Source organism: Halalkaliarchaeum desulfuricum, assembly GCF_002952775.1.
Taxonomy (GTDB): domain Archaea; phylum Halobacteriota; class Halobacteria; order Halobacteriales; family Haloferacaceae; genus Halalkaliarchaeum; species Halalkaliarchaeum desulfuricum.
On the sequence record NZ_CP025066.1, the window covers coordinates 535,298 to 559,139 of the forward strand.

The 23,842-nt window shown below is 65.4% G+C and carries 21 protein-coding genes, 1 tRNA gene and 1 CRISPR repeat array (1 of these 23 only partly in view); of the genes, 14 read left to right on the forward strand and 8 right to left on the reverse strand.

The features are described 5' to 3' along the window. The first annotated feature begins 50 nt into the window (after positions 1–50). Positions 51–1,391: an NAD(P)/FAD-dependent oxidoreductase gene (locus AArcSl_RS02635; protein WP_119814629.1), complete on the forward strand. Its 1,341-nt coding sequence runs from the start codon at positions 51–53 to the stop codon at positions 1,389–1,391. Here the strand turns inward: AArcSl_RS02635 and AArcSl_RS02640 are convergent. Next, positions 1,383–2,075: a metallophosphoesterase gene (locus AArcSl_RS02640; RefSeq protein ID WP_119814632.1), complete on the reverse strand. Its 693-nt coding sequence runs from the start codon at positions 2,073–2,075 to the stop codon at positions 1,383–1,385. The genes AArcSl_RS02635 and AArcSl_RS02640 overlap by 9 nt on opposite strands. A 121-nt stretch (positions 2,076–2,196) precedes the next feature. Between AArcSl_RS02640 and AArcSl_RS02645 the strand changes: the two genes are divergently transcribed. Next, the gene (locus AArcSl_RS02645) at positions 2,197–2,982 is read left to right on the forward strand and encodes a DUF7839 domain-containing protein (protein WP_119814635.1); all 786 of its coding nucleotides are present in this window, start codon (positions 2,197–2,199) and stop codon (positions 2,980–2,982) included. Between the two features lie 31 nt (positions 2,983–3,013). Here the strand turns inward: AArcSl_RS02645 and AArcSl_RS02650 are convergent, their stop codons facing one another. Both AArcSl_RS02650 and AArcSl_RS02655 read right to left on the reverse strand, forming a co-directional pair. Beyond that, positions 3,014–3,679, reverse strand: coding sequence for a J domain-containing protein (locus AArcSl_RS02650; protein ID WP_119814638.1), 666 nt, complete (start codon positions 3,677–3,679; stop codon positions 3,014–3,016). A 76-nt stretch (positions 3,680–3,755) separates the two neighbouring features. Beyond that, positions 3,756–4,013, reverse strand: coding sequence for an MTH865 family protein (locus tag AArcSl_RS02655; RefSeq protein WP_119814641.1), 258 nt, complete (start codon positions 4,011–4,013; stop codon positions 3,756–3,758). A 145-nt stretch (positions 4,014–4,158) separates the two neighbouring features. Between AArcSl_RS02655 and AArcSl_RS02660 the strand changes: the two genes are divergently transcribed. Beyond that, positions 4,159–5,286 (forward strand): M42 family metallopeptidase, encoded by a 1,128-nt coding sequence (locus AArcSl_RS02660; protein ID WP_119814644.1) that lies wholly within the window; start codon positions 4,159–4,161, stop codon positions 5,284–5,286. 73 nt (positions 5,287–5,359) lie between these two features. Continuing rightward, complete coding sequence (locus AArcSl_RS02665) at positions 5,360–5,989, forward strand: halocyanin domain-containing protein (protein WP_119814647.1); 630 nt, start codon at positions 5,360–5,362, stop codon at positions 5,987–5,989. A gap of 15 nt (positions 5,990–6,004) precedes the next feature. Here the strand turns inward: AArcSl_RS02665 and AArcSl_RS02670 are convergent, their stop codons facing one another. Then, the gene (locus AArcSl_RS02670; protein WP_119814650.1) at positions 6,005–7,060 is read right to left on the reverse strand and encodes a glycosyltransferase; all 1,056 of its coding nucleotides are present in this window, start codon (positions 7,058–7,060) and stop codon (positions 6,005–6,007) included. Between the two features lie 45 nt (positions 7,061–7,105). Further along, on the reverse strand, positions 7,106–9,040 hold the full coding sequence (locus AArcSl_RS02675; RefSeq protein ID WP_119814653.1) for an SLC13 family permease: 1,935 nt from the start codon (positions 9,038–9,040) through the stop codon (positions 7,106–7,108). A 143-nt stretch (positions 9,041–9,183) separates the two neighbouring features. Between AArcSl_RS02675 and AArcSl_RS02680 the strand changes: the two genes are divergently transcribed. From AArcSl_RS02680 to AArcSl_RS02690, 3 genes are all read left to right on the forward strand, one after another. Further along, entirely contained in the window at positions 9,184–10,986 is a 1,803-nt protein-coding gene (locus tag AArcSl_RS02680; RefSeq protein ID WP_119814656.1) for a S9 family peptidase, read from the forward strand. A 77-nt stretch (positions 10,987–11,063) separates the two neighbouring features. Next, positions 11,064–11,819 (forward strand): GNAT family N-acetyltransferase, encoded by a 756-nt coding sequence (locus tag AArcSl_RS02685; RefSeq protein ID WP_119814659.1) that lies wholly within the window; start codon positions 11,064–11,066, stop codon positions 11,817–11,819. 106 nt (positions 11,820–11,925) lie between these two features. Further along, on the forward strand, positions 11,926–12,789 hold the full coding sequence (locus tag AArcSl_RS02690) for a P-loop NTPase (protein WP_161945904.1): 864 nt from the start codon (positions 11,926–11,928) through the stop codon (positions 12,787–12,789). Here AArcSl_RS02690 and AArcSl_RS02695 read toward each other — a convergent pair whose 3' ends face one another. Both AArcSl_RS02695 and acs read right to left on the reverse strand, forming a co-directional pair. Further along, the gene (locus AArcSl_RS02695) at positions 12,790–13,254 is read right to left on the reverse strand and encodes a universal stress protein (protein WP_119814666.1); all 465 of its coding nucleotides are present in this window, start codon (positions 13,252–13,254) and stop codon (positions 12,790–12,792) included. Between the two features lie 28 nt (positions 13,255–13,282). Next, a complete protein-coding gene (gene acs / locus AArcSl_RS02700) occupies positions 13,283–15,280 on the reverse strand; it encodes an acetate--CoA ligase (protein ID WP_119814669.1) in 1,998 nt (665 codons plus the stop codon). Positions 15,281–15,443: 163 nt separating this feature from the next. Here acs and AArcSl_RS02705 point away from each other — a divergent pair, with 163 nt between their 5' ends. Further along, entirely contained in the window at positions 15,444–16,556 is a 1,113-nt protein-coding gene (locus AArcSl_RS02705; protein WP_119814672.1) for a glycosyltransferase family 4 protein, read from the forward strand. Positions 16,557–16,586: 30 nt separating this feature from the next. Then, on the forward strand, positions 16,587–17,693 hold the full coding sequence (locus tag AArcSl_RS02710; RefSeq protein ID WP_119814675.1) for a glycosyltransferase: 1,107 nt from the start codon (positions 16,587–16,589) through the stop codon (positions 17,691–17,693). Positions 17,694–17,745: 52 nt separating this feature from the next. Here AArcSl_RS02710 and AArcSl_RS02715 read toward each other — a convergent pair whose 3' ends face one another. Further along, complete coding sequence (locus tag AArcSl_RS02715) at positions 17,746–18,216, reverse strand: hypothetical protein (RefSeq protein WP_119814678.1); 471 nt, start codon at positions 18,214–18,216, stop codon at positions 17,746–17,748. A gap of 32 nt (positions 18,217–18,248) precedes the next feature. Between AArcSl_RS02715 and AArcSl_RS02720 the strand changes: the two genes are divergently transcribed. The 5 genes from AArcSl_RS02720 to AArcSl_RS02735 all read left to right on the forward strand — a co-directional run bounded on the left by AArcSl_RS02720 (position 18,249) and on the right by AArcSl_RS02735 (position 22,151). Further along, complete coding sequence (locus AArcSl_RS02720; RefSeq protein WP_394337312.1) at positions 18,249–19,775, forward strand: restriction endonuclease; 1,527 nt, start codon at positions 18,249–18,251, stop codon at positions 19,773–19,775. Between the two features lie 69 nt (positions 19,776–19,844). Then, entirely contained in the window at positions 19,845–20,108 is a 264-nt protein-coding gene (locus tag AArcSl_RS02725) for a hypothetical protein (protein ID WP_119814681.1), read from the forward strand. After that, positions 20,105–20,236, forward strand: a complete 132-nt coding sequence (locus AArcSl_RS17560; protein ID WP_281259894.1) for a hypothetical protein — start codon at positions 20,105–20,107, stop codon at positions 20,234–20,236. The genes AArcSl_RS02725 and AArcSl_RS17560 overlap by 4 nt, the downstream gene beginning before the upstream one ends. A 434-nt stretch (positions 20,237–20,670) precedes the next feature. Beyond that, positions 20,671–21,939: an RNA-guided endonuclease InsQ/TnpB family protein gene (locus tag AArcSl_RS02730; RefSeq protein WP_119814684.1), complete on the forward strand. Its 1,269-nt coding sequence runs from the start codon at positions 20,671–20,673 to the stop codon at positions 21,937–21,939. Between the two features lie 137 nt (positions 21,940–22,076). Next, positions 22,077–22,151: transfer RNA gene (locus AArcSl_RS02735), tRNA-Val, on the forward strand. Positions 22,152–22,276: 125 nt separating this feature from the next. After that, positions 22,277–23,842: a CRISPR direct-repeat array (repeat unit 37 nt; unit sequence GTTTCAATCCCGTGCTGGGTTTTCTCCCTGCTGCGAC) (it continues 437 nt past the right edge of the window).

Here is a 23,842-nt window from a genome sequence, read left to right on the forward strand (position 1 = left end):
CCGCTCCGGTGCTCGCAGTGCCTTTGTAGTCGGCGGCCGAACCGAAGCGTATGACAGACGACGTGATCGTGGTCGGCGGGGGGCTGGCCGGCCTCGTCGCGACCCGACGCCTGGCGGAGCGTGGCGCCGACGTGACGCTTCTGGAACGGCGCGAAACCGTCGGCGGGCGGGTGCGAAGTCGACAGCGGGACGGGTTCACCCTGGATCGCGGGTTCCAGGTGCTTTTCACCGGCTATCCCGCGGTGAAACGCGAGCTCGATCTCGAGGCGCTGGACCTGCGCCGGTTCAAGCCGGGGGCGATCATCGCCCGCCCGAGCGAACGATCGGTGCTTTCGGATCCGCTTCGCGATCCGACCGCGGCCGTCGAGTCGCTTTTCAACCACGAGATCCCGCTGAGCGACAAGCTCAGGACGCTGCTGTTGCGCCGCGAACTCCGGAGTCGGGATCTCGCGTCGATCTTCGAGGGGCGCGACACGGACATCCGGTCGTTCCTCCGGGAGTGGGGGTTTTCGGAGGCGTACGTGAACAACTTCGTCGCCCCGTTTTACGGCGGGATCACGCTCGATCGGTCGCTGTCGACCTCCAAACGGGTGTTCGAGTACACCTTCGCCGTGCTGTCGGAGGGACACACCGCCGTCCCGGCCGACGGGATGGGCGCGATCACCGCCCAACTCGCCGATCGGGCGACAGCCGCCGGCGCGACGATCGAGACCGACAGGCGGATCACGGGGGTGGATCCGACCGACGACGGGACGGTGGAGGTACGGACGCCGGAGGGGGTCCGGCGTGCGACGGCGGCGATCGTCGCGACCGATCCACGGGCGGCCGCCGATCTGACCGGAATCGAATCCGTCCCGACAGACGGGCGGGCAAGCGTCACCCAGTACTACAGCCTTCCGGCCGGCGCGGGTCCGGGTACAGATCGTCGGCTCCTGTTGAACGCGAAAGGGGGCGCCGAAAGCGAGGGTGACGCCGCGACGGGCGGGGAGGTTCCGGGCGTCGACACGCCGAACACGATCGTGCCCCTCACGGAGGCCGCCCCGGAGTACGCCCCCGGGGATCGGGAACTGCTGTGTGCGACGTTCCTCGGCGAACGGCCGGTCGAAGTCGGCGACGGGGAACTGTTCGAACGGGCCCAGCGGACCCTCGAATCGTGGTATCCCGAACGGACGTTCGGGGGGCTCGAGCGCGTCTGGACCGACAGGATCCGGTTCGGGCAGTTCCGGCAGCCGCCGGGGATCCACGAGACGCTCCCGGACGTGCGCGATCCCGACGGCTCGGTGTACCTGGCCGGCGAGTACACCCAGTGGTCGTCGATACAGGGCGCCATGGAGAGCGGCCGAGTTGCAGCGGAGGCGGTGCTGGCCGACGAGTTCGGCGATTCACAGTAGCCGACGGAGCTTCGAAAGCGGCGGAAACCTGAGCGTCTCATGGCTGTCCGGATCGTAGACGATCGGGCGGAACGCGTCGATGTCGCGAACCAGCGGGCTGGAAACGTCGGGGTTGTACACCCCGTTCACGTCGACGCCCGGTGCGAGACGGTTGAACGCCGGCAACACCAGCACGTCCGCGCCGGCGTACGCCTCCGGACCCCACAGGAAACAGGGGCGGGTGTGACCCTCGATTTCTATCGTCGGATGGAGGTGGCCGACCACGTATCGGTCCCCCTGGATCGAGGGCTCCTCGTGACCGTGACAGACGACGGTCCCGTCCCGCAGCGCGTACGCATCGTGGACGGTCTCGTCCGACGCCGCCGAAAGCGTCGTGTCGTGGTTGCCGCCGACGAGAACCGGCCGGGCATCCGTACGCCGACAGGTCGACACGAGTTCGCGCAACCCCTCGCGTGCGGGCCGTCCAACCCCATCGAACCGGTGGAACAGATCTCCGGCGAAGACGACGGTTTCGGGCGCGAAATGGGCCAAAAGCGCATCCAGACGATCGACGAGATCGTCCCGCTCGCCGAGCGGGAACTGCACGCTCGAGGCCTCGTCGCGCCCCGCGTGCACGTCCGCGACGACGAGGGCGTCAGCCCCGGGCAGGAACGCGGCGCGATCCCGGACGGACAGATCCCTCATACCCGCCAGTACGCCGATTCGATATATATCCCTGCCGGCCCCTCGAATCAGGTGACCCATCCCTGCCGACGCTCCGGGTCAGTTGAGGGGGCTTTTTATCGATTCGTCTCGTTTCGCCGGTATGAGCGACGCCCTGCGGGACAAACGCACGGCGACCCGATTTCGGATCCTCTCGGAGATCGCCGATCGACAGCCTGCGGTCAGCCAGGGGGAGATTGCCACGGAGGTCGGCGTGACCAGCCAGGCGGTCAGCGAGTACATCCGCGAGCTCGTCGAGGAAGGGCTCGTGACCAAGGACGGACGGTCGCGTTACCGAGTGACCAAGGAGGGAGTCGACTGGCTCTTCCAGGAGGCCAGAGAGCTCAGGCGGTTCGCCGATCACGTGACCGAAGACGTCCTCGACAGCGTTCACGAGGACGCCGCGATCGCCGCCGAAGCGATCGAAAGCGGAGAGACCGTCACGCTCGTCGTGACGGAGGGGCTGTTGTATGCCCATCCCGGTGAGGAGGGCCCTGCCACCGGGATCGCGACGACCGACGCCGAGCCCGGGGAGGACGTAAGCGTCACCGGGTTCGAGGGCGTCATCGACATCGAACCGGGAACGGTCACCGTCTTCCGCGTCCCGCCGGCCCGATCCGGGGGGAGCGACGCCGTCGACGAGGCGGCGCTTTCGTCGGCCGTCTCGGCGGCCGACCTGGTGGTGGCTGCCGGCGTGGAAGGGGTGGTCGCACTCCGAACGATCGACATCGAGCCGGCGGTGACCGCTGCTGCCGGCGAGGTCGCAGCCGAGGCCGCAATGCGCGGACGGGACGTGGCCGTCGTGGCAAGCGCCGACGCCCTGGGACGGGTGACCGACGCGCTGCGGGACGCCGGCGTCTCCTACGAGGTCGCCGGCGCCGACGCGTAGCTCACCCTCGCCGACGCGTATCCCGACGCCGTCACGGCGCCGAACCCCCGGCGCGTGCGGTGTAGTTGCGTGCGGTCGCGTACGCCTCGCTGACCCGTCGGAACGCCGCTTTACTGCCTCCCTGGTCGGGATGGACGTCCTTGACCCGCCGCCGGTAGGCGTCCCTGACTGCCGCCACGTCGGTCGTCCGGTCGATGCCGAGCTCCGCAAACGCGACGTCAACGGACTCCGCCCCGACCGGAACGTCTCCGGCGCCGGGAGGGCCGACTCCGGCACCGACCGACTGGCCGATGCCGGAAACCTCGAAGGGGAGCCGACGGCCGAGATGGTGGACGGGCATTTCGTGTTCGTACAACACCGCGTACGTGTCGGCCTCCGCAAGCGAGAAGTACACCTGCGCGTCGAACGTGATGGCGACGTCTCGCCGGGGGAGATAAAAGTCGACCTCTTCACCGTGGGCGACGTACCCTTCGAAGAACTCTTCGTCGATCCCGCCGAGATAGTTTCGGACGTCCGTCCGGCGTCGGGAAGAGCCGTCACCGTCGGCCCGATCTCCGGACGCTGTCGCCGTTCCAGGGGCGGGAAACAACCGAGCGCCGACGAGAAACGCTCCCGCGATCAGAACGCTCAACAGGGTCCCGACGACGAGACCTGCGAGGAGCCACGCAGGAGCGGCCGTCACCCAATCGACGATCACGGACCCACTTGGCGATAGTCAGTGAAGAGTTTCTCGCCGACAAAGAGGAATATTCGATGCCGCGTTAGTTCGCGAGCTAGATCACGTCTTCGGCTTTGAGCCCCTCGATGATGTCGTCGACGAGTTCTTCGACCGTCTCGTACGGGAACTCCTGGTGGTCACCGAGCTTCGAGGCGAGTTCCATCGCAGAGATGGTGACCCCGTCGGCCTCGAACTTCGTGCCGGGACCGTCCGGCAGCGCCGGAACGAGATCCATCTGGTTGTTGACCGGGTAGTCAGCTCCCTCGAACGCCTCGATGAACTGTTCGCGCAGTTCTGATTGTACGTCTGCCATACGTCAACATGCTCGGAAGACCCGCAAAAGCGTTCCGAAACCCGAAACAACAACTCAAGAGTTGTTAATTCGGTGATCCGAGGATGCTACCGGACGCACGTGCCGGTATCTCGGTGCTTTTGCTCCTCGCTGGAGAGAGAGGAGTATGGAGCACGATTTCGAACTCCTCGAAGAGCTGACTGAAGCGCGCGGCGTCCCCGGCTACGAGGACCGGATCCGGGAGATCGTCCGACGGGAATTCGATGAGACGGTCGATCGGGTACGGACAGACGCAATGGGGAACGTGGTCGGAACGATCGAGGGAATCGGCGACGGGAACGAGAGCGCCGACGGAAGTGAGAGCGACGACGGAAGTGAGAGCGACGACGGAAGTGAGAGCGACGACGGAAGCTACAGCGTCGCCGTCGCTGCACACATGGACGAGATCGGGTTCATGGTGAAACACGTGACAGACGAGGGGTTCCTGCAGGTGGACGCACTGGGCGGGTTCGACCCACGCGTGCTGCGCGCCCAGCGGGTGACGGTCCACTCCGACGACGGCGACCTGACCGGCGTAATCGGATCGGTGCCGCCACACACGCTCACCGAAGAACAGCGCGAGAAGAAAGACGAGGTCGAGGACGTCTACATCGACGTGGGGCTGGACGGCGACGCGGCAAGCGAGCAGGTTGCTGTCGGGGACCTGGTGACGCTGGATCAGACGACCGTCGAGATGGGAGAACTCGTCACCGGGAAGGCGCTGGACGACAGGGTCTGTGTGTTCCAGTTGCTCGAGGCCGCCCGGCGGATCGAAGATCCCGACGTCACGATTCACTTCGCAGCGACCGTCCAGGAGGAGGTCGGCCTCCGGGGAGCACAGGCGCTCGGGGTCGACGTCGATCCCGACCTGGCGATCGCGCTGGACGTCACCGTCGCGAACGACGTCCCGCAGATCGGCGACGAGTCGAAGCAGGTGACCGAGGTCGGCGAGGGGACGGCCGTGAAGTTGAAGGATTCGAGCGTCATCACGAACCCGAAGGTGAACCGTCGGCTCCGCGATGTGGCCGAACGCCGGGAGATCGACCACCAACTCGAGGTGCTCCCCGCCGGGGGGACCGACACCGCCGGCTTCCAGAACACCCACGGCGCGAAGCCGGTGGGGGCGATCTCGATCCCGACCAGATACCTCCACACGGTGACCGAAAGCGCCCACGTCGACGACATCGACGCCGCGATCGACCTGCTGGTCGCGTTCCTCGAGACAGAGACTGGCGAAAACGATTACACGCTCTAACTCCCGCCGAGATCCCCACATCCCCACCTCCGAAACCGCAGTATTCACTACGGGGGATCCCTAACGGGTGTCCATGTCCGGAAATGAGGTCTCCCGACGCGCGTTCGTCAGGACGGCCGCCGGTGCGACGGCGGCCGCCGGCGCCACCGCGGCGGGGGCCGGCACCGCGAGCGCACAGGAAGAACCCGACTTCGAGGGGTATCTCGACGGGATCGACGGCGGCTACGCGGATCTTCGCGGCGAGGAGGACGTCACCGTCGAGGTCGGCGCCGGCGACGGGCTCCAGTTCTCCCCGGCCGGGATCTGGATCGACGAGGGGACGACAGTCACCTGGGAATGGACCGGCCAGGGCGGCGACCACAACGTCGTCACCGACACCCAGAACGACGACTTCGAGAACGCCCACGACTTCAACAGTGGCGATCCCGTAAGCGAGGCGGGCCACACCTTCACACACACCTTCGAGGACGGCGGTCGCACCGGCTACGTCTGTGAACCACACAGAGCCGTCGAGATGTTCGGCGCCGTCGCCGTCGGCGACGACGTTCCGACGGTCGACACGGGCAACGGGGTCGAGGCCACGGTTCCCCAGGTGCCCGACACCGCACGCGCACTCGCGGTCGCTACCTTCATGGCGATGGTCGCGACGCTGGGACTCGCGTTCTTCTTCCTGAAGTACGGCGGCGACTACGACGAGCAGTAGGCTCCAGGGCGCGAGTTAAAACAGCCCGTACGCCTCGATCTCGTCGCGGTAACAGTCGAGATACTGTTCGAGAACGGCCCTTCGATCGTACTCTTCGAACCGGTCGTCGACTGACCGTCGCTCCAGACTGCCTGCGGCGACGATCTCGTCGGCAAGTTCCTGGGGGCTGGTCACGAGCGTCGACCGTCCGCGACCTTCAACGAGTTCGTGTGCACTGGAGTCGGCCTGATACTCGACGAGGCCGACACAGCCACACGCGAGCGCCCACAGCAGGTCGTGGGCGAACGGTTCGTACCGGGCGGTCTGGGCGAACACGTGGGTTCCCTTGAAGATCTCCACCCGTTTTTCGATCGGGAGCGAGCCGAGGAACTCGACCCGGTCGTCGATCCGCAGGTCGGCAGCCGTCTCCTCGACGTCGTCGCGGGCAGGACCGTCGCCGACGACCGCGACCCGCCAGTCGCGTCGGCGCAGCTCCGCAAGCGCCAATAGCAACGTCTCCACGTTGGCGTCCGCGTCCAGCGGGCGGGAGTAAACGACGTCGAACCGATCGTCGACGTCCGCCGACCGGACGAGCGAGTAGTCGATGCTCTCGGGGACGACCCGAACGTCGGAATCGTTCGCCCCGCGCTCCCGGACCTGGGTTTTGACCGTGCGTGACGGGGTTAGTACCCGGCTCGCCCCTCGAATCGCCCGTCGATAGGGGCCTCCAGCGCCCGGATCGACGTCCCACCAGTCCAGCAACAGCGGTAGACGCTTCAGTCGGCAGGCGACGCCGGCGGCGGCCGCCCCCAGCGGCGGCGTCACGACGGCCTGTACCACCTCCGGGTCGAGACGCTGGATCGCAAGCGGCAGCTTCGAGGCGAACCCCCGCCGCGATGGCCGGTCGACGATGGCCCGGTAGGTGATCCCGTCGTCGTCGAACTCGCGAAACCTGCCGTCCCACCACTTCGCCGACAGCACCGTGACGTCGTGGCCGCGATCGGCGAGCAGACGCGCCGTGCGCCGCGTCCGACGCCTGGCCGGGGTTTCACCGTGGTGGGTCGTCTCCATCGACACGAACGCGACGCGCATTTCATCGGATGGTGAACCCGGGCATTTAAAAAGGCTCGCGGTCCGTCACGCCGCGACCCCCCAGATGCCCCAGATCCCCACGGTGACCACGATCGCGATCAGGAACTGCAGGGGGCCACCGACCCGGAGGTAGTCGACGAACCGGTAGCCTCCGGGGCCGTACACCATGAGGTTGGTCTGGTAGCCGACCGGCGTCATGAACGCGGCGCTGCTGGCGAACATCACCCCGAGGAGAAACGAAAAGGGGTCCCCGCCGGCGACGGCCGCGGTGTCGACGGCCACCGGAATCATGAGGATCACGCTCGCGACGGGCGTGATCACGTTCGACAACAGCCCGGTGAGAACGTAAAAGACCAAAAGGAGTCCGACGAGGGAGATCACGCCCGACAGCGCCTCCAGCAGTCCGGCGAGCCACACCGTGCCGCCCGTCGCCTGCATGGCAAGCCCGAGCGGGATCACGCCGGCCAGAAGGAAGATCACGTTCCAGTTCACCGCCTCGTAGGCGTCGCTGGTCGTGAGACAGCCGGTTGCGAGCATGACGAACGCGCCACCCAGCGCCGCGATCACGATCGGGAGGAGCCCGATCCCGGCGACGATCACGACCCCGGCCATCGTCGACAGCGCGATCGGCGCGGTGGGCGAGAGCGGCTCCGGTTTCTCCGCGTCGAGCGCCTGGAGTTCGGCGGCGAAGCCACCGGTGAGCAGGAACTCGTCGTCGTCAGCGATGAGCCGTCCGCCGTCGTCGGTGGTCTGGAGCAACAGCGTGTCCCCCGGCTCTAGGACGAACTCCGCGAGCCCCTCGTGGTGTAGTTTCTCCCCGCGGCGGACCGCGAGCACAGTGGCGTCGTACCGGTCCCGGAGCGAGAGGTCGCCGAGGCAGTCCCCGATCGCGGACGACTCCGGGGAGACCAGTGCCTCGACCAGCCTGCTCTCGACAGCCCCAGACCGTAGCGTCTCGTCGGTGACCGTGGCACGGCGGGCCCGACGCAGTCCGTACTCCGCGGCGAGTTCCCGGAGGCGCGCGCGGGGTGCGCGGACGACGAGCTCGTCGCCAGGTTCGATCGGTCGGTCCGAAGTCGACCCGTGAATCGTCTCGTCCGCACGCTCCACGAGCAACAGCGCGACGCTGTCGTCCTCGATCGGACCCTCGGCATCGGACGCGTCCGTTTCGTTGGCGAACGCCTTCCGGATCGGAACGCCCACGAGTGGGGAATCGTCGCGAACGACGAGCCTCGAGAGGTACGGCTGGACGTCGAACCGATCGACTGCGGTGGCTTTCGCCGGAATCCGCTCGGGCGTGAGCCGCCGGCCGACAGTCAACAGGTACGCTGCCCCGACCACCAGCACGACGATCCCCAGCGACGTGAACTCGAACATCCCGATCGGCCGGCCTAGAAGCTCCCGCGAGAGCCCGCCGGCGAGGATGTTCGTCGACGTGCCGATCAGCGTGAGCGTCCCCCCGAGCATGGCGGCGTACGACAGCGGCAACAGTAGCTTCGATGGAGAGATCCCGGACCGCTCTGCCAGCCCGACCACCATCGGGATGAACACCGCGACGATCGGCGTGTTGTTGACAAAGCCGGCCGAGAGGCCGGTCGTGCCGACAGTCGCGGCCGCGAGCCGCCGCTCCTCGCCCCGCGTGACACGGGAGATCGCCGCGCCGAGGCGTTCGACGATCCCCGTCCGGTTTACTCCCTCACTGAGAATGTACATCGCGATGATCGTCACTGTCGCCGGGTTCGCGAACCCCTGGATCCCCGCGGTCGCGTCGACGCCGGTGTACGGCTCCAGAACGACCAGCGAGACGATGACGCCGATGGCTGTGACGTCGTTTGGAAACAGCTCGGTGACGAAAAGCACCAGCGCGACGAAGATGATGCCGAACACGACAAGCGCCGATCTCGGCGGGGCCGAGAGGGCAACCGGGGCGAAGTCGGTCGCGATCGGCGTATGGAAAGCCCCTGCCGAACCAGCGTCCATGTCCTCCCCCGCGAAGCCCGTCGACTATAGCCTTTCGGGGCCGGAAGACGATCGACACCATCGGCTCGGCCTCTCGGCGCGAGGAAACGCCGCCGGGTTCCGCCACCCGAAGAGGTTTGCCCGCCGGTAACGTGGCTCCGTGCATGCCGGACGTTAGCCGATATCTCAACGTGCGAAGCGCGGCCGGGGCGGATTTCGGTCCCCACGGCGACCGACTCTCGTTTCGGCTCGACGCCACCGGGACGTTCCAGGTGTGGTCCCTCGAGGAGCCGGAAGGGTGGCCAGAACAGCACACGTTCTTCGACGAGCGCGTGACGTTCGCCTCCTGGTCTCCAGAGCGCCCGGAGCTGATCTTCGGGATGGACGAGGGAGGAAACGAGCGGGCACAGCTGTTCCGGCTCGAGCCGGCGACAGGAGAGATCACCGAGCTCACCCGTCGGCCGACCGCGAAACACCGCTGGGGCGGGTGGTCCAACGACGGCGAGCGGTTCGCGTTCGCGTCGAACCGCAGAGCAGAGGCCGTCTTCGACGTGTACGTCCAGAGTCGGGAGGAGATCGGAGAGGACGCAACGGTTGTTCAGGAGGGCGACGGCTGGCTCACGGTCGCGGGATGGAGTCCGGACGACAGCCGGCTTCTGGTCGTCGAATCCCACTCCAGTTTCGATCAGGACATCTACGTACTCGATCTCGACGATGGCTCGTTTTCGCATCTGACCCCTCACGAGGGCGACGTCCGCCATCTCAGTCCCGAGTGGGGACCCGACGGGGAGGGGATCTACCTCGTCACCGACCGGGACGCCGACAGCCTGCAACTGGAGCGGCTCGACGTCGCCTCGAAGACGTACGACGTCGTCGAAGAGGGGGGCGACTGGAACGTCGACAGCGTGACAGTCCACGAGCCCTCACGCCGGGTGGTCTACACTCGAAACGTCGACGGCTACACGGAACTTACGGCCGGGGAACTCGTCGCCCCGGACCGAATCGACGAGTTTCCCTCCCCCGACTTACCCGAGGGAGTTGCCGGCGGAGTCGCCTTCGACCCCGAGGGCGACCGATATGCCGTCACAGCGACGGGCAGCACCAACAACCCGAACGTCTACGTGGTGGAGGCGACGACCGGCGACGCGGCGCGGTGGACCCGGGCGTCGACAGCGGGGATTCCGCCCGAGACGTTCGTCGAGCGCGAACTCCTCCGGTATCCCACCTTCGACGGCCGGGAGATTCCGGCATTCTTCTCGACGCCCGCGTCCCCGGCGCCCGAAGGCGGCTACCCGGTGATAGTCGACATTCACGGGGGGCCCGAGTCGCAGCGGCGTCCCTCCTTCAGGGCGGTGACGCAGTTCTTCCTCGCGGAGGGGTACGCCGTGATGGAACCGAACGTCCGTGGGTCCTCGGGGTACGGGACCGCGTACAGTTCGCTGGACGACGTCGAAAAGCGGATGGACTCGGTCGCCGACATCGAGGCGGGCGTCGAGTGGCTCCACGACCACCCGGAAGTCGACGACGACCGGATCGTCGCCATGGGCGGCTCCTACGGCGGGTTCATGGTGCTTTCGGCGCTCACGGAGTATCCGGAACTCTGGGCCGCCGGCGTCGACATCGTCGGAATCGCGAACTTCGTGACGTTCCTCGAGAACACCGGCGACTGGCGGCGGGAGCTCCGGGAGGCCGAATACGGGAGCCTCGAGGACGACCGGGAGTTCCTCGAGGAGATCTCTCCGATCGACAACGTCGATCGCATCGAGGCGCCGCTGTTCGTCCTGCACGGCGAGAACGATCCCCGCGTCCCCGTCGGGGAAGCCGAACAGGTCGCAGAGAAAGCCAGGGAGGCGGGCGTACCAGTCAGGAAACTGATCTTCGAAGACGAAGGCCACGGCTTCTCCAAGCTGGAAAACCGGATCGAGGCGTACTCCGCGATCGTAGAGTTCCTCGAAAACCACGTTTGAGATCCGGATCCGTTCGCGAAGGGATCCGGATCCGTTCGCCGGAAACGGTTTTGTGATCGCCGACTGTACATCCAAGCATGAACGTCCGCGAAGCGACGGTCGACGACGTCGAGGCGATCCGCCGGGTCGCCCGCGAGTCCTTCGAAGCGTCCTACGAGGACGCGCTGGGGGCCGAACGGATCGAACGCGGGTTCGAATCGTGGTACTCGAGTGAGACGCTCCGGGACGAACTTCGGGACGAGGCACGGCCGTTCTTCGTCGCGACGGAGGGCGGCGACGTCGTGGCGTTCGCACAGAGCTATCTCGCCAGCCGTCGGGAGACAGTCGGCGAGATCGACTGGATACACGTGACCCCGGAGTACCGGGAGAGAGGGATCGGTTCGCGTCTGCTCGAACGGGTCGAACGCGAACTCCGCGACCGCGGGGCAACCCGGATCGAGGGGCGAGTTCTGCTCGCAAACGAGACCGGAACCGCGTTTTACGAGCGTGAAGGCTACACGGACGCGGGCGAACGCGAAGTCGACATCGGCGGGGAGACGTTCCGGGAGCGACTCTTCGTGAAGTTCGTCGCCGGAGACGGGGAACAGGTGCTCACGGAGGCTCGCTCGGGCCCGGACGGCACCCTCCGATACGTCGCCTTCGACGAGGCGGTTCGCGCCTCGCAGGGCGCGTTCTACCCGGCGTACGCCGACCGGGAACGCGACGAGCTCCACGGATGGATGTGCGGGAACTGCGAGTCGTTTGACGTCGCGATCGACACCATGGACCGGTACGAGTGTGTCGACTGTGGAAACCGGCGGAAGCCGGCGCGGTGGGACGCTGCGTATTTATAAGGCAGAAGAGGTGTCTCCCCCGAACGAAACGACCGATTAAAACCTGATGGTCAGAATTGATAATTCGCCCAACACAGTTAAACTGAAAGGAACGAAATCTGTTCCCATGCCCGCGCGAACGCTCGCAGTCGCCGGCGCGAAGGGGGGCGTCGGAAAGACGACGACGAGCATCAATCTCAGCGCTGCGCTGGCAGAGGCGGGGCTGGAGGTTTTGGTCGTGGAGACGGATCTCGCGATGGCGAACGTCGTCGACTTTCTGCGTTTTTCTCCGGAGGAAACTCTCCACGAGGTGCTTGCAGCCGACGCCGCCCCGAGGGACGCGATCTACTCCGTTCCCGGCGGTTTCGAGGTGCTCCCGAGCGGCACGACAGTCGAGGGATTCGTCAACGCGGACGTCACGGAGATACCCGCGGTTCTCGAGGCCGTCGAAGACCGATACGACGTGGTCATCTTCGACACCGGTGCGGGCGTGAGCCACGAGTCGCTGCTCCCGCTGGGACTGGCCGACAGGACCGTCATCGTCTCCTCGCCCCGGGTCGCGAGTGTTCGAGACGCGAACAAGACCGCCGAGCTCGCCGAACGGCTGGGCGGCGAGGTCGCCGGCGTGCTGTTTAGCAAGTCGGGGACCGGACGCTCTCCACCCCCCGAACAGATCGCCTCCTATCTGGAACTCCCGCTTTTGGGACACGTTCCCGAGGATCCCGCCGTGCCCAGCGCACAGGACAGCGGTCGACCGGTGGTGACAGTCTCTCCCGATTCGCCGGCAGCGCGGGCGTACCGCGAGGTCGCGGGGACGCTGTTCGAGGAAAAGGCGGACCGAGCGGCCCGAACGAACGGCGATTCGACGACCGCCCACAACCAGGGTGCACGGAACCGACCCGATGGCGACAGCCGGGACACGCGGAACCGGCCCGACAGCGACGACCGGGCATCGTCCGGAAGCATCGACACTGCCGTCAACGACAACTGATCAGTCGTCGTCCTCGCCTGCGTCGACGACGAGTACCGGAACCGTCGTCGTGCGCAGTACCCGCTCGGTGACGCTGCCGAGCAGCGCACGGCGGATTCCCGACCGTCCGTGAGACCCCATCACGATCATTCCGACCCCGTGTTCCTCGGCGTAATCGGCGATCGACTGGTGGGGATTGCCACTCACAACGCGTTCGACGACGTCAACTCCCCGCTCGGCTGCCCGTTCGGCGACGCTTCTGGTGGCCCGTTCGGCGAACTCCTCGATCTCGTCGAACTGCCCGAGTTCACCGTCGTCGATTCGGTCGACCTGCTCGGAGGACAGCGACATCTCCATTGCGTCCGTGTCGACGACGTACAGCGTGTGGATCGTCGCGCCGTACGTCTCCGCCAGATCCAGCGCGTGATCGACAGCGTGCTCTGCGACTTTGCTTCCGTCCGTCGGAACGAGAATGGTCTCGTACATGTTCTACGGATCGCTCGGGGGCGACGACTCAGGCGTCCCGAACTTTCTCCTGGATGTCTTCGACGACACCCGGGTTCTGGAGCGTGCTGGTGTTGCCGAGTTCCTCGCCGTTAGCGATGTTTTCGAGCAGGCGACGCATGATCTTTCCGGATCTCGTCTTCGGGAGATCGGGCGTGAAGATCACCTGCTCGGGGCGAGCGATCGGGCCGATCGCCGACTCGACCCCGTCGACGATCCGTTGTCGGAGCGTCTCGTCGCCCTCGTAGCCGTCTTCTGTGATGACGTACGCGTACACCGCCTCCCCTTTGAGTTCGTGATCGCCCCCGACGACGGCCGCCTCCGCGACACCCTCGACGCCGACGATCGCCGATTCGAGCTCCATCGTGCCGAGCCGATGCCCCGAGACGTTGAGCACGTCGTCGACGCGGCCGAGGACGGTGATGTACCCGTCCTCGTCGATCTTCGCACCGTCCTCCGGAGAGTACACCCAGTCGTCCATGTCGTCGGAGTCGAGATCGGAGTACTCGGCCCAGTACTCCCGGATGAATCGCTCGTCGTTGCGGTACAGTGTCCGCAACATCCCGGGCCAGGGCTTTTGAATCGTCAGGTAGCCGGCACGGCCGGCCTCGACCTCCTCGCCGGCTGCGTCGACGACCTGTGCGTCGACGCCGGGAAGCGGCGGCCCGGCCGCACCGGGTTTCATCTCGCAGATCCCCGGCAGCGTCGTCACCATCATCCCGCCGGTCTCGGTTTGCCACCACGTGTCGACGATCGGACATGCCTCGTCGCCGATGTTGGTGTAGTACCACTTCCAGGCCCGGGGGTTGATCGGTTCGCCGACGGTTCCCAGGAGGCGAAGCGACGAGAGGTCGTGACGGTCGGGATACTCCTCGCCCCACTTCATGAACGCCCGGATCGCCGTCGGCGCCGTGTACAGTTGGGTCGCCTCGTACTCCTCGATGATCTCCCACAGCCGGTCGTTGTCGGGATAGTCCGGCGTCCCCTCGTACATCATGGTCGTCGTCCCCAGAGAAAGTGGGCCGTAAACGATGTACGAGTGGCCGGTGATCCAGCCGATGTCGGCCGCACAGAAGTAGGTGTCCTCGGGTTTCACGTCGAGCACCGCCTGCGAGGTCCAGGTGACCCACGAGAGGTAGCCGCCGGTGGTGTGTTTCACGCCCTTCGGCTGCCCTGTCGTGCCGGAGGTGTACATCAAAAAGAGCATGTCCTCGGCGTCGCGTGAAACGGGAGCGACGGTCGCGCCTTCGTGATCGGCGATCAGGGTCGCGTAATCGTGTTGGCCGTCGGCGAGATCGTGTCCGAAGCCGTCGCCGTTGGGGCCGAGCCGGTCGACGACGACGGTGGCATCGACGTCGTAGTCGACGCCGTCGAGTCCTTCGTTTGCCTTCTCGAGGTGATCGAGCGGATCCCCGCGCCGGTAGTAGCCGTCGCAGGTGACCAGATACGACGAGTCAGCGGCGTTCATCCGGGTCGAAAGCGCCTGTGCGGAGAACCCGGCGAAGACGACGCTGTGTGGGGCACCGATCCGGGCACATGCCAGCATCGCGATCGGCAGCTCCGGGATCATCGGCATGTACACCGTGACGACGTCGTCTTCACCCACGCCGAGATCCCGGAGCGCGGCGGCGAACTCGTTTACCTCGCGGTGGAGCTGTTCGTACGTGTACGTCCGGTCAGCCTCATCGGTCGGTTCGCCGACCCACTCGATTGCGGGCTCGTCCCCCCGATCCTCGAGGTGTCGATCGAGACAGTTTGCCGACGCGTTCAGCTTCCCGTCGGTGAACCACTCGTAAAACGGCGGATCACTGGCGTCGAGCACCTGGTCGTACTCCCGGTCCCAGTCGACCAGTTCGGCCGCGGTCTCCCAGCACGCCGGCCAGTTCTCCTCGAACTCCTCGTAGATTTCGGGATCCGTGACGTTCGCCTCCTCGATGAACGCCTCCGGAGGGTCGAACGTCTCACCTTCGGGAAGTCTCGCTTCCAGTACCGTGTCGTCGTCTGACATGGGTTGGGCGTACACAGCCGATGGACGCTATTAAGCAGTCCGCCTAATTATCGAGTATATTAGGATCAGTCGGAGGGTTCACAACGGTGCCCGCCGGGGTAGTCCCTGTCGGCTGTGGGTTCGAGTCGACAGAGCCAAAGTCGCGTCGGGGGTACCTGAGACCGTGCGCGTCTGCAGCCACCTCGAACTCGGCGACCGGCTCGACCGATCCGGGATCGGAGCGGCCGCGAGCCACCAGCGCCGGGCGCTCTCGGAACACGTCGAGGAAGTCCAAGTGGTCGCCGAACCGTGGGCGGGGGGATCGCTCCGCGGTGGCGTCTCTGCGGCGATCCGCGGTCGATATCCGTTGCGGGACATCGACGTCGTTCACTGTAACCTTCCGGGACCCGCCGCGCTGGCCATCGCCCGCCTGGCCCGTCGGCGCGGGGTTCCAGTGGTGTTTCACGCCCACGTGACGAGCGAGGACTTCGCCGGCTCGTTTCGCGGGTCGACCGCAGTCGCGCCCGCACTGCGGCGGTATCTCCGTCGAGCGTACTCACTCGCCGATCTGGTGTTGTGCCCGAGCGAGTACACGAAACGCCGACTCGAGGGGTACCCGATCGACGCGCCGATCGAACCGATAACGAACGGGGTCGATCTCGCGTCCCTCGAGGGGCACAGTCGGCTCGGGGAGGAGTACCGTCGTCGGTTCGGCCTCTCTGGAACAGTCGTGTTCTCGGTCGGCAACGTGTTCGCCCGGAAGGGTGTCGGCGACTTCTGTCGACTCGCCGGGGAGCTGCAGGGAACGTCGACGCCTGCAGTCGCACCCGGGGACGGGGCCGGCTACGAATTCGCCTGGTTCGGACCGTACGACACCGGTCCCCAGGCGTCGTCGCCCGTGCGACGGTGGCTCCGGTCCCACCCCTCGAACGTCACGTTCACCGGGTGGGTAGACGACAAGCGCGGCGCGTTCGGCGCGGGTGACATCTATTTGTTCCCGACACACGAGGAGAACCAGGGAATCGCCGCCCTGGAGGCGATGGCGTGTGGCAAGCCGGTCGTGATGCGTGACCTCCCGGTGTTCAGGGAGTACTACGAGCACGGTCACGACTGTTTGCTGTGTGCGGATCGAGCGGAGATGCGCGAGGCCATCCAGCGACTCGCCGGCGACCGGGCCCTTCGCGAGCGGCTCGGCGCCAACGCCCGCGATACCGCACGAGACCACGGGCTCGACCAACTCGGTGAGCGGCTGGCCGGAATCTACAGGGAGCTGCTGGAGCGAAACACAAGCGATTAACCCGCCGCTCGTGAAGCCGAATCCGTACCCATGTACCGGGTCGCCGCGTTCACGGACACGTATCTCCCGACGGTCAACGGGGTGACCTACACGGTTCGGACGTGGGCGCGCCGGTGGCGCGCACGCGGTGGCCGGATGGACGTGGTGTATCCCGACGCCCCACAGCGGGATCCCGACGTCGGGGAGTACCCCGTCGAGAGCCTCCCGTTTCCCTTTTATGAGGGGTTCCGCCTGGGCGTTCCGTCGATCCCCGCCGACGTGGAGGGGCCGGATATCGTCCACGCGCACACCCCGTTCGCGCTCGGGCTCGCCGCGCGCCGACTCGCCGGCGGCGCGTCGGTGCCGCTCGTGGCGTCGTACCACACGCCGACGCCCGAGTACGCCTCGTATCTTCCCGGGAACTCCCGGATCGAAACCTGCATCAGGCGCACTGCGGCGGCGTACGAACGGTGGGTGCTCGGGGGGGCAGACGCGGTCGTCGTCCCGAGTGAACCCACCGCGGCCGAACTGCGCGAGCGAACCGGGATCGAGGAGGTGTTCGTCGTGCCGAACGGCGTCGACACCGAGCGGTTCGCCCCGGCCGACGACGCCGACGTCCGGGCGTTCCGCCGGCGACACGATCTGGGATCGGGAACGCTCGTGGGCTACACCGGCCGACACGGCTACGAGAAGCGGCTCACCGAGATCCCGCCGGCGGTCGCTGACCTCGACGTCACGCTCGTGGTCGCCGGCGACGGACCCGCCCGCGAGGAGTTCGAGCGGTCCGCCCGGCGCCACGGCGTCGACGCCCGGTTCCTGGGGTTCCTCGATCGGAAGGAGCTGCCGTCGTTCTACTCTGCGCTGTCGGCGTTCCTGTTCCCGAGTCCCGTCGAAACCCAGGGGCTGGTCGCGCTGGAGGCGAACGCCTGCGGCACGCCCGTCGTCGGCGTCGACGCCGGCGCGCTCACCGAGACGGTCTCGGAGGGGGAGACCGGCTACCGCTTCCCCGAGGGCGACACCGAGGGCTTCCGGGACGCGATCGAACGAACCCTCTCGGAAAAGGAGACGCTGTCGAGACGGTGTCTCGACCGTCGAGAGACCGTCTGCGTCGAACGGTCGCTCGACACACTACGTGACGTGTACGAACGACTGGTTTGAACAACTACTGCCGGTCGAACGCCCGACCGATGCAGTTCAGCAGTTCGGCCGTTCAGTCGTCGTCTTCCAGCGCCTGCGCGATCCGCTGGAGCTGACGGGTGACGTCGCGGACCTCGTCGCGGAGCTGACGGAGCTCCCGGACGACCTCCTCGTTGCCGGCCCCCTCGGACTCGCGCTCGCCACGCTCACCGCGGGCGCCCGGCGGCCCGCCCATGCCGCCGCCGGGTCCCCCGCCCATCATGCCGCTCATCATCTGGGCGAAGGGATTGCCCCCGCCGCCCATGCCGCCGCCGGGACCCCCGCCCATCATCTCCTCGGGGGACGGGCGCTCGGCCTCGCCCTCTTCGCGTTCCTCTTGACGGCGCTCGCGGATCTCCTCGACCCGTTCGCGGAACGACTTCTCCTCGTCGTCGCCGTTTTCGCCGTTGCCGCCGTCCTCGTCGGCCCCGGGGGCTTCGGCGGTCTCGTCGGCGTCGACGTTCTCTCGCGTCTCGTCGGCGTCGTCTGCTGGATCGTCTACCATGGCTCCCCGTTCGGCGCTGCGACCGAAAAGCGTTGTTCATCGGAACCGGACACTTCTGGCCGCCCCGAGGCGACCGGGCCGGCGACGCCACGTTTTATACCGAGGGTATCGAACGACCGCGCCGTGACACGAACGAGTGGATCCAGGGCGGAGCGCACGCGGAGCCGTCGCCGCCGATGACGCTGCTCGACGAGCTTTCGGGGTTCGAGTTCGAGGAGTTGATGGTCGACGTGTTCCGGCATCAGGGGTACGACGAGGTCCGGCAGGCGGTACGGACGGCCGACGAGGGTCGGGACGTCACGATGATCGACCGATCGGGTGACGGTCCGCCGACCGGCGTCGTCGTCGAGTGCAAGCACACCGACACCGTCGGCCGACCCGTGGTCCAGAAGCTCCACTCGGCGGTGAAGACGTACGACTTCGACGGGCCGAAACGTGGGATGGTGGCGACGACCGGACGGTTCACCGGCCCCGCCGAGGAGTACGCACGGCGGGTGTCAGACGCGCCAGGCGACGTCGACATCCACCTGCTGGACGGTCGCAAGCTCCGGGAGATCGGCGAGGGGATCGGGATGGACCTGAAGAACGGTCGGATCGAGGTGCTGTGCGAGGAGACGCTTTCGCCCCCGAGGGAACGCGAGGCCGTCCGTCGGGTCCGGGAATCCGCGGACCGAGTGTCGAACCTCGAGCCGGACTCGGCGATCCAGCCGGAGATCGGGATGCAGCTGTTTCCGGCCCTCGTGATCGACACGGAGGTGACCGCAGTCTTCGAGACGTCCGTCGGCGTCATCCACGCGATCGACGATCAGGACCGGTTCCTCGTGCGGGCCGACAGGGAAGGCCCGGGGATCCTGACCGATCGGGTGGAACAGTTCGTGATCGGCGGTCTCGGGGGGGCCGTCCCGATCGACGACGTTCGAGAGCGTGCCGGATCCGGCGACGTGCCGCCGCTTCGATCCGTCGAGCGGTTCTGGCTCACCGAAACGGAGTACAGAGACTGGGCTGTCGAACGACAGCGCGACCGGTACGAGACGACCGTCCGGTACACCGGCGACAACAACGTCACCTACGAACGGACGTGTACGCCGAACCGCTCGGACGTGGTCGTCACGGACATCGAACCCGTGTACGTGCCACACGTGAAAGCGACCGCCGAACTCGGGGAGTACGCCTACGACCATGCGTCGTTCGCGTCGGACGACGACGCCGTCGTCCTCGAAAACGAGTACGACAACTGCGTTCGCTGCGGGCAGACGAGCGAGGAACCGACGTTCGGTGACGGGGCGCTTACGTTCTGTGAGAACTGCGGGAGCATCAACTGTGGCGAGCACGTCCGGACGGAACGGCTCGTCGACGAACCGGTGTGTACCGGCTGTTCGGTGACGGGGACGTTCTTCTTCGCGGAGAAGCACTTCTACGACGAGGAGAACCTGGAGACGTTCAGCGAGGAGTACGCCGCGATGCCGTTCTACCGGAAACCGCTCGAAAACCCGAAGCTGGTTGCGGCCGCCGCCGTCGCGCTCGTGGTGCTTTTGGCGATCGCGGTCGGGACCGTCTGACGAGCGGATCAAAGCGAGACAGCAGGCCGTTCGACCACGGTTTTGTGATGGGGGCGACACGTCGACCGTATGGACGGTCCAGAGCGGTCCGAACACGGGAGGGCGGTCGAGGCCGGTGTCGTGGGACGCCGGGGGCTCCCGGCGTCGACCGCGGTCTGGGGGTGCCTCGCCGTGGCGGGCTGTGTCGGGCGTCCGTGGGCAGGCGATGGCGAGCGCGAGTCGTGGACCGAACACGTCGACGATTCCGGCGAGCTACCGGCGACCGTCGAACTCGTCGTTACGGTGTCACGGACCTATCAGTCGCGAGAGTCTGGACGTAAAACGGCGACGTGAGTGTCTACGGCGTTCCCCTGCAGAACGCGACGCGAACCCGTCGGATGGCGACCGGGAGACTCGAGGACGGAGCCCACGAGTTGACAGTCGAGACGGCGAACGGCACCCTCACGTTGTCGACGCTTTGAGAGCGATGCGACGCTTTGAGAGCGCCGAGGATGACTCTCTCGGTCGTGAAACGGCAGGTCCGCCACGCGAGTGAACAAGGAGGGGGATGACAGCGGGGGGATGGATGCGACAGCGGGGGGGGCGGGCGTGGCGGACCCGTGGAGGGACAGCGTCTGGGGGTGACGCCTGTGGGGGCAGGGGGTGACGACACCCGTCAAACGGGGACTGAGAGGGCCGAAGCGGGTGTCGCAGTTCCACGTAGCGGTGGAATCAGTATATAACTACCCAAGACACAAACGCGCGTTTTAGCTAAAAGAGAGGGCGCTAAGCCCCCGTCCTCAAGGAGCGAGGCGAAGCCGAGCGAGTAGGGCGGGGATACAGCGCCCGCACGATTCACAACCAATTCTACTCAAAACTCTTAATTAACCACAACCACTCGCAGGCAATAAGTCGCATGGAGTACAGTCCACGATACCGACTCTTTCCAACGACCGAGCAACGGGAGAGTCTCGACTGGACGAGAGACACCGTGCGACAACTCTACAACCACGCACTCCAGGAATTCACCCAAATCCCCGAAGAGGAAGGCACGCTTCGACAGCGCGTCTGGCACGTCCGAGACGACTTACCACAACTCAAGCAATGGTGGACTGAGTTGAAACAAGTCTACTCTACTGTCTTGCAGAAAGCTGTCGAACGCATCCGCACCAACATCACCAATCTCGGCAAGCTGAAAGCCAAGGGCTATGATGTTGGCTCGTTGAACTGGAAAGCGCCGCGCGAGTATCGGAGTTTCACGTATCGGCAATCGGGCTTCGAACTCGACAAGAAGAGTGGCCCACGAGACCGTGCGATACTCCGTTTGAAGAAAGTCCGCGATGAAACGCTGGAGATTCCAATCCGACTCCACCGTGACCTTCCAGAGCACGATGCTATCAAGGAAGTCACAGTGAAGAAAGAACCGACGGGAGCGTGGTACGCCTCGTTTTGCATCAGTACCGTCGAACCCGAGAAACCTGCTCCAGAAGACATCGACGCTGAAGATACTGTCGGCATCGACCTCGGAATCCTCAACTTCATTCACGACTCGGACGGTCGTTCCATCAGGCGACTCGACTTATCCGACGAGCGAGAGCGACTCGAACGCGAGCAACGCTCGCTTTCTCGCAAACAGTACGAGTCGAACAACTGGGAGAAGCAGCGCCGTCGCGTTGCCGAGGTTCACGCTCGGATGTCGAACAAGAAGCGAGATTACAAGCACAAGCTCGCACACTTCTACGCGAGGGAGTACGATGCGGTGTTTGTCGAGAACCTCAATGTGAAGTCGATGCTGGAATCAGATGGGAACGCGCGGAACAAGGCCGAAGTGGGTTGGAGTGAGTTCAGAGCGATTCTCGAACACCACTGTGACAAGCACGGCACGCACTACGTCGAGGTGAATCCGAGAGGGACAACGAAAGAGTGCGCGTCATGTGGGGCGGAAACGGACAAGCCGTTATGGATTCGGGAACACTCGTGCCCTTCCTGTGGGTTCGAGACTGAGAGGGATTGGAACGCAGCGTTGAACGTGAAGTCACGTGGATTGTCGAAACTAGGAGTGGTTCACTCCGAAGCAACGCCTGTGAAGACTGCGACCGCTGTGGACTCTGTTTCAGTGTCTGCAAGTCGCGTCGTTGAAACAGGAAGCGCCTGCCTCAAGGAAGCCGCGTTAGCGGCTGAGTAGGCAGGGGTAGTTCACCTACCGGGATATCGCCCGCCACAAGCGGGATGGACAGCGGCGACGGTGGCGTCGGAGCACCGAGTCGAAAGCTTCAATTACGTACCCGGGTAACGGGTGAATGCGACGAACGCAGACTGACCGGGTTGGTGGTCTAGTCTGGTTATGACACCTCCTTGACATGGAGGAGGCCGGCGGTTCAAATCCGCCCCAACCCATACCACTTCCTCCTGCACCTCGAAATCGACAGAATGAGGCTACTTTTCAAGCCTGGAAGTCTGCAATTTGGAGTGGTTTTCCGGTCCAATTGAGGAGGCTGCGAAGGGGTGGTCGACGCCGTCACGTTTCAATCCCGTGCTAGGTTTTCTCCCCGCTGCGACTCGACTCCCTGGTCGGTCCGGAGGTCGCGACGTACGGTTTCAATCCCGTGCTGGGTTTTCTCCCTGCTGCGACGTTCGAACTCTCGACGTGAACGTCCAACCCCTCGCCGCGTTTCAATCCCGTGCTGGGTTTTCTCCCTGCTGCGACCCTCGAGTGAGGAGACGCCGACCTCGACCTCGACGTGTTTCAATCCCGTGCTGGGTTTTCTCCCTGCTGCGACCTTCACACCCTAACGGCCTGTTTCTCAAGGAGTTAGTGTTTCAATCCCGTGCTGGGTTTTCTCCCTGCTGCGACCGGGGATAACCTCACCCCACTCGATCGGGACACGCTGTTTCAATCCCGTGCTGGGTTTTCTCCCTGCTGCGACAAGATGCCGTTGCCGCGTCCACTGGCGGCGGCTGGTGTTTCAATCCCGTGCTGGGTTTTCTCCCTGCTGCGACCCACGAACCCGACGACGATCTCGGAGCGATCCTTTGGTTTCAATCCCGTGCTGGGTTTTCTCCCTGCTGCGACACGTCCCGGATCAAACGGGAGACTCGACTTATCGGTTTCAATCCCGTGCTGGGTTTTCTCCCTGCTGCGACCCGACTCTCCCCGGAGCCGACGACGTCACTCCGATAGTTTCAATCCCGTGCTGGGTTTTCTCCCTGCTGCGACGGGACGTCGGATCCGACGGTCGTCGTCGAGCCGATCGGTTTCAATCCCGTGCTGGGTTTTCTCCCTGCTGCGACTCAATACCGAGAGTCCGACGTATCCACCAAAGACGTTTCAATCCCGTGCTGGGTTTTCTCCCTGCTGCGACACGAGCCTCCGGCTCGTTCGGGCAACAGCAGCCGGGTTTCAATCCCGTGCTGGGTTTTCTCCCTGCTGCGACTTTAGCTAAGACGGTACGACTCGACACAAACGCGGGTTTCAATCCCGTGCTGGGTTTTCTCCCTGCTGCGACACGACTGACGAAGACCAGGAGCGAGCGCGCAGGTTTCAATCCCGTGCTGGGTTTTCTCCCTGCTGCGACGACAAGTCGGACCCGTGGAAAATAGCGATGTACTGTTTCAATCCCGTGCTGGGTTTTCTCCCTGCTGCGACTATGCGGGATCGACTCTCGCCGGACGCGGACGTCGAGTTTCAATCCCGTGCTGGGTTTTCTCCCTGCTGCGACTGGTCCGCATCACCGCGCGTTCGAGGCCGCCGTGATGTTTCAATCCCGTGCTGGGTTTTCTCCCTGCTGCGACCAAAACAAGGGATTTATCCGAGACAAAGACGACGATGTTTCAATCCCGTGCTGGGTTTTCTCCCTGCTGCGACACCCCGCAGAGGTACGTGCCTTCCGCGCGGCTGCTGTTTCAATCCCGTGCTGGGTTTTCTCCCTGCTGCGACCCAGCTGCGGCGGAGGTCGTGCGGCCCGACGAACAGCGTTTCAATCCCGTGCTGGGTTTTCTCCCTGCTGCGACTTCGGGGTCGTTTGTGTGCTCGAGCGAAAGTTCGTGTTTCAATCCCGTGCTGGGTTTTCTCCCTGCTGCGACCCAAT